Source organism: Parasediminibacterium sp. HNIBRBA5674 (genome assembly GCF_056745525.1).
Genome location: NZ_JBQWIE010000068.1, coordinates 1 through 6,604, shown reverse-complemented (window position 1 = coordinate 6,604; position 6,604 = coordinate 1). Strand labels below are relative to the sequence as shown.

6 protein-coding genes are annotated in these 6,604 nt (G+C 33.4%); all 6 read left to right on the top strand.

What is annotated here, in order from left to right; all coding sequences use genetic code 11:
• Positions 1-129 (top strand): SUMF1/EgtB/PvdO family nonheme iron enzyme (locus ACT9TX_RS18090; protein WP_481340462.1); only part of this gene is annotated, 129 nt, incomplete at its 5' end.
• A gap of 16 nt (positions 130-145) precedes the next feature.
• A complete protein-coding gene (locus ACT9TX_RS18085; RefSeq protein ID WP_481340460.1) occupies positions 146-1,003 on the top strand; it encodes a hypothetical protein in 858 nt (285 codons plus the stop codon).
• 79 nt (positions 1,004-1,082) lie between these two features.
• Positions 1,083-3,554, top strand: coding sequence for a TonB-dependent receptor (locus tag ACT9TX_RS18080; RefSeq protein WP_481340458.1), 2,472 nt, complete (start codon positions 1,083-1,085; stop codon positions 3,552-3,554).
• Between the two features lie 23 nt (positions 3,555-3,577).
• The gene (locus tag ACT9TX_RS18075; RefSeq protein ID WP_481340456.1) at positions 3,578-4,330 is read left to right on the top strand and encodes a DUF2490 domain-containing protein; all 753 of its coding nucleotides are present in this window, start codon (positions 3,578-3,580) and stop codon (positions 4,328-4,330) included.
• A gap of 186 nt (positions 4,331-4,516) precedes the next feature.
• The gene (locus ACT9TX_RS18070; protein ID WP_481340454.1) at positions 4,517-6,217 is read left to right on the top strand and encodes a sulfatase; all 1,701 of its coding nucleotides are present in this window, start codon (positions 4,517-4,519) and stop codon (positions 6,215-6,217) included.
• Positions 6,218-6,227: 10 nt separating this feature from the next.
• Positions 6,228-6,604 (top strand): glycoside hydrolase family 78 protein (locus ACT9TX_RS18065; protein WP_481340452.1); only part of this gene is annotated, 377 nt, incomplete at its 3' end.

Sequence of the window (6,604 nt, the reverse complement as noted above, 5' to 3'; positions counted from 1 at the left end):
TCTTTACGTGGTGGTTCATTTATGTGCAACAAAAGTTACTGTACAGGTTACAGAGTTTCTCGCAGAATGAAGAGTAGTACAGATTCTGGCAGTAGTAACACTGGATTTAGATGTGTGAGAAGTAAATAGTAAAATAATTATACAAATGAAAGGATTTCAATTATTTGCACTTACGCTTGTGTTTTTTAAAGTAGGTGATGCGCAAATAATTACACACAAAACGAGTTTTAGAGAAGATTTTTATGAAAATACTTACAATAAAGCGCTTATAAGAGATAATAAAATATTAATAATAACTATTGATAATTATTTAAATGAACTAGTTGTTGGCAATAAAGAAATTTTTTATTTTGATACACTAGGCTTTTTACAAAAAATAGAAAATGTTAATGGTAAGAACGAAATTGAGCGAGAGTATTATTCTGAATACGATAGTTTAGGTGGTTTAATATCTAGAAAGAGAATTGATTCGCTAAATGTACCCAATATTCTACCACAAGTTTTTATTGAAAGTCATTCATTAACGTATAAAAATAAAAATTTAGTGAAGGATTCAATTAATAGAGGCAATTCACCTCTAAGCATTACGCAAGTATTTGAGTACAATAACGGGGTTTTAATAAAAGAGACGGCATATAATAAAAATATTGTTCTTCTAACTAGTAAGTATGGTTTTAATGCAATAGGTCAAATAATTAATTGCGAATCACTTTTATTTAATATGAATAGTGAAAAGCCACCCTTTAAAGATGGTATGAAATACGACTATGATAAGAAAGGCAATATTATTAAGGCGAAATCAAATAGTTCTAATAATAAATCATTTAAAGAATATGCATATGATAGTAACAATCACTTAATAGAAAGAAAAGATGAAAGCAACTATTGTTTTAGATACACTTATTATGATAATGGGTTAGTTGCATCTGAGCATTTTCGTAATATTAAATTTGACAAAAATTTTAAACGTCAGAGAATATATTACTACACGTTTAGGCAGTAACAAGGCAGAAATTGCCATGTATTTTCATCTCATTTTTTTGGTTTAAACAATTAGCATAAGCAAGCAACCATTACACAATATGAAATCAATTTTTTTAGCAGCAAGTTTCTTTTCATTTTTTTTTATTCCATTCGTAGCCATTGCACAATCTGCATCAATAAAAGGCACAATTGTAAATGAATCAAATAAGCAACCAATAGAATATGCAAGTATTGCTTTGCTAAACTCAAAAGATTCTGCGGTTGTAGCTGGTACTGTAACCAAGCAAAACGGAACGTTTACCTTGGGAAAAATTAATTCAGGCAACTACATTGTTAAAATGGTTTTTCTTGGTTACGAAACAAAATATATTGATAATATCGATTTAGATAATAAGCAGGAATTAAACTTGAACACCATTACGTTAAAGCCTAGTGGTAAATTTTTAACTGAGGTAACTGTAACTGGTAAAAAAACCACTAACGCCAATAAAATAGATAAACAAACTTACCAAGCCAACCAATTTGAAACCGCTAAAGGTGGCTCTGCGGTTGATGTTTTAAAAAATTTACCATCGGTTACGGTAAATGGTCAAGGTGATATTAGTGTGCGTGGTTCAACTGGTTTTTTGGTATTGGTAAATGGTAAGCCTGTACTTACCGATGCACAAACAGTTTTAAGCCAATTACCGGCAAATAGTATTGAAAACATTGAACTAATTACTGCACCATCTGCAAAATACGACCCCGACGGTAAAGGTGGTATTATTAATATTATTACTAAAAAAGGCACTACCGATGGTATAGGTTTGGTAGCCAATATACAAGGTGGCTTGCCAAGTACTACAACATACAATAATTTAGAAAAGCCTATACGTTTTGGTGGCGATGTAACAGTAAATATCAAGCAAAAAAACTGGGATATTTCTGTTGGTGGCAATTACTTACGCAATGATGTAAATGGTAGAAGAGATGGTGATGTGTACACAAAAAATTTCACCAATAATACCATTACACGTTTTCCTTCAAGTGGCGAAAGAAGTTTTGATAAATACAATTACGCTGGTAGAACGTCTATCATTTTCACCCCAAGTAAAACCGACGTGTTTAGTGTAGGTTTTTTTGCAGGAAAAAAGTTTCAAGTAAGGCGTGCCGATATTTTGTATAACAATTCTACAGCCGATTTAACAACTAATACAACACTAAGACAATTCGTATATTTTAACTCGAACCTGCAAACTAAAGAAGGCAATTTTACATTGGCTAACTTTGATTATACCCATACGTTTAAAAACAAATCTACACTTACAGCATCTACATTGTACGAACATGCAAAATTGTATGGCAATACCAGTAACAAGAACTTTAATTACCCTGCCAAAGACCAAATTTACCAAGAGGTTTACAATCCTTATGTTAATCCAATTGATGGCTATCGTTTAAAGCTAGATTATGCAACTAATATAGGTACAGGCAAATTAGAAAGTGGCTACCAGTTTAGGTATGATACACAAGATGGTCAATTTGATTATACCGTAACGCCAGCAACTTCTCAGCCTGATGTGGTAAGGTTTAGAGGCAGTGCCAAAGCTAGAAACACCATCAATTCTGTATATTCACAATATTCTGGCAAGGTAAATAAATTGCAGTATGTGGCTGGCATACGTTACGAATATGCGACTAGAGAAGTTAACCTTTCATACGAGACAAAACCACATAATTTAGATTTATCCAACCTCTTTCCTTCTGCGAATGTGTTATACACTTTCAACAATTTTTGGAATATGAAAGCAGGTTATAGCAAACGTGTACAACGCAATAATAACTTTGAGTTAAACCCAATACCAGAGCGTGAACATTCTGAAACATTGGAACAAGGTGACCCTAATTTATTACCACAGTTTGTAGACCTTGCAGAACTTGGCATTAACCACAGTTTTAAAAAAGGGAATTACTTCGCAACACTTTATTTTCAAAATATTAAAAACCCCATTCAGCGAGTAAACAGCGTTTATGCTGATACAATTTTAAACAGGCTATTTACCAATGCAGAAAGAGCTAGATTATTTGGCCTTGAAATGGGTACAAATGTAAAACCTGCCAAATGGTTTACACTATACTTTGGTGCCAATGTTTACAACTATACTATTGACGGCGGATTGAATGTTTTAGGCACAACATCAATTGTAAGTAATAGCAGTTGGGTATATTCTGCAAATACAAATGCTAGCTTTAATTTAGGCAAAAAATGGTTGCTACAAACCAATGTAAATTACACTTCAAATAAGCCTACAGCACAAGGCGAGGACTCAAGGTTTTTAGTGCCTAATACCTCAATTAAAAAAACATTTGCCAACGGTAAATATTCAATAGGGCTACAATGGCAAAATATGAATATGGGCTTCTTGAATGCAAATCAACAACGCATTACCACTTTTGGCAAAGATTTTTACACAACCACCAATTATACATACGAAACCGATGTTTTTTTACTCAATTTTAGTTTCAATTTTAGTAAAATAAATAGTAAAACCAAGTTGCCAAGTAGCGAAATTGGCGAGAAAGAATTTTAATAAAAATATACTCAACTCAACTCATGCCTCTTAAAAAACTCAAGCTACTTACGGTATTATTTATTACTGTTAATGCTACATGTTTGTATGGTCAAAAGCAAGTTACCCACCAAAGCTTGCTATGGTATGCATACAATCAAAAAATAAATTTTAATGATAAAGTATACTTGCAATCAGAAATACAAGAAAGGCAATTTATATATCCAACAGCACAGCATCAATTTTTAATACGCAGCCATATACACAAGATTTTAGGAAGCAGTGGTTGGGAAGCATCTGTAGGTATGTGTTTATTTCTTCAAAACCCAAATGAACCTGAGGCGACAATTGTATTAACCGTGCCAGAATTACGGCCCCATATTCAAATGGCTTATAAACAACAATTAGGTCATATTTTAATAGATCATCGTTATCGTTTAGAAGCTAGGTTTTTTCATAATACCAATGCTTCAAAGTCTGAATTAGAAGATGGTTTTGCATTTGGTAATTATCGGTTTAGATACCGTTTACAAGCAACAATACCTATTGTTAAAATGGCCGATAATAGATTTATTAAGCTAAAAGTAAACGATGAAATACACGTTAATTTAGGTAGTAAAATAGTGACCAATTGTTTTGACCAAAATAGGTTGTATGTTGGTACTAGTGTAGATGTTTTACCAAATTTAACGATAGAATTAGGGTATTTAAATTGGTTTCAGCAAAAGCCAACCGATGTATTTTATAATCGAGATATTGTACAATTTGCGGTATATCATACAATTAATTTGAAGTAATAATAAAGCTATCGTTAAAGTAATATATAATACTTTTATATCGTTTATTTAGACGTAATATTTTTTCATTCGTCAGCACAGTTCAGGACGTTTAATTCTTAAATGCAAAATACATTCACACCTCTATAAACTAGTAGGTATAAAATCTATCTATTAAGTTCTATTACTTGACATTTATTGCCAGCCATGATGAAAATTAATTTAAGAATTATTCTTTTCCTCTTTTTTATTGGGGTTATTTCTTTTGTAAATGCGCAACAAACTTCAGCCAAAAAGCCAAACATAATTTTCATTTTAGCTGATGATTTGGGCTATATGGATTTGAATGTATATGCTACTAAAACCCTTGGTACGCCTGCGTCTGCACAGTTTTACGAAACGCCTAATATTAATAAACTAGCAGCCGAAGGCATTGCCTTTTCTCAAGCTTATTCTAATCCACTGTGCTCGCCTACAAGGGCTAGCATAATTACTGGTAAGTACGCAGCAAAGTTGGGTTTTATGACGGCCACAGCTGGTAGTGCTAGCACATTCTATAATAGGGGCGAAGCGCCAACCAAAGGCTTTACTGAACAAAATGCCTTGTGGGGCGATAAAATTGATATTCAACAAGCATTAATAAATGGCTATACCAATATTGCTCTGCCATCGGGCCAGCCACAAGATAGTGGCGTAAATGAAACCAGTATTGCTGAGGCATTACAAGGTTATACTTCTGCATTTTTAGGTAAATGGCATTTGGGTGGTCATGGCTCTGAGGGCTACCAACCACACGACCAAGGCTTTAAAGAAATTGCTTATTTTGATGCTGGCAGTTCACCCTATTACAACTGGAAAAAAGATTGGGATAGAAAAGACAAACAGTTTCCTAAAATGCGTCAGCAAGTGTTAATGCAAGGCACATCTGGCAAGCCCACAGGCAAAGAATATTTAACTGAAGATTTAACTGAGCAAGCCTTAGGTTTTATAGATGATCAGGTAGCTGCAAAAGATAAAAAACCGTTCTTATTATACTTCTGCGAGTTTGCTGTGCATGGCCCTTTACAAGCACCCAAAGCGTTGGAAGATTACTTTAATAAAAAAGCTACTAAAGGTTGGAATGGCCATATAAATGCTACTTATGCTGCCATGATAAAAACCTTAGATGAATCAGTTGGTAAAATTATGACCAAGCTTAAAGAAACTGGGTTGGATGATAATACAGTGATTGTTTTCATGTCAGATAATGGCGGTATTGGTTATGATGCTAAATCTGCACATGGTTTAACTACTTCCAATGCCCCATTAAAAGGTAGCAAAGCCATGATGTATGAAGGCGGTATCAGAGTGCCATTAATTTTTTGGCAAAAAAATAAAATCAAAGCAAATCAGTGGTGTGATGTACCTGTGCATTGTGCTGATATTTTTCCAACATTACTTCAATTGGCTGGGCAAAAAACTGATACATTTAAAATTGATGGAATGAGCCTAAAACCATTATTCAGCGATGCTTTGAATATAAAAAAAGGTTATACACGTAATACTTTTTATTGGCATTATCCATTAAATGTTAAGGTAGATGATCCAGATGATGGCTTGGCTTTAACGCCACATTCTGCCATACGAAAAGGCGATTATAAATTAATTTTTGATTGGTATGGTCGCTTGAAATTATACAACATTAAAGCTGATATTTCTGAGAAAAACAATCTAGCTTTTACTAAGCCAGCACTAACCAAAGAGTTGTTTGCCAACTTAATTAATTGGTTAGATAAGAATGTAGAGAACAAATATATACCTACACTTAACCCTGCTTACGACCCAGCAAAAGAATCTAGAACAGTACCTTTTGTAGACTTGTATGCAGCGTTTAAACAAGGTAAAGACATTATTAAACTAGCCCATTAATTCCAATAAAATGAATCGTTTTCTTATTAAGTTTTTTGCTTTATGTTACGTCGCCATTTTTGTTTTTGCAAGCAGTGTGTTTTCGCAAAATAGTTTGCGTGTGGCATCGGTTTCTTGTAATCATTTTGATAATGCAACAGGTGTTTTAGATGCTCCTGTTTTTGGTTGGAAACTAGCAGCCAATGGAAATAATGAAAGCCAATCTGCTTATCAAATAATTGTATCATCAACCAAAAAAAATAGCGAAGCTAATATTGGTGATGTATGGGATAGTAAAAAAATAGTTTCTGCTAATCAAATCAATATTCCTTTTGCTGGTAAGGCTTTGCAGTCATCTACAACATATTTTTTCAAGGTAAAAGTGTGGGATAAAAATGGCGTACCATC

What these genes read in the sequence shown, in the direction of transcription:
- ACT9TX_RS18075 (WP_481340456.1), top strand. Translation starts at nt 3,578, where the DNA reads ATGCCTCTTAAAAAACTCAAGCTACTTACGGTATTATTTATTACTGTT.
- ACT9TX_RS18080 (WP_481340458.1), top strand. Translation starts at nt 1,083, where the DNA reads ATGAAATCAATTTTTTTAGCAGCAAGTTTCTTTTCATTTTTTTTTATT.
- ACT9TX_RS18085 (WP_481340460.1), top strand. Translation starts at nt 146, where the DNA reads ATGAAAGGATTTCAATTATTTGCACTTACGCTTGTGTTTTTTAAAGTA.
- ACT9TX_RS18070 (WP_481340454.1), top strand. Translation starts at nt 4,517, where the DNA reads ATGATGAAAATTAATTTAAGAATTATTCTTTTCCTCTTTTTTATTGGG.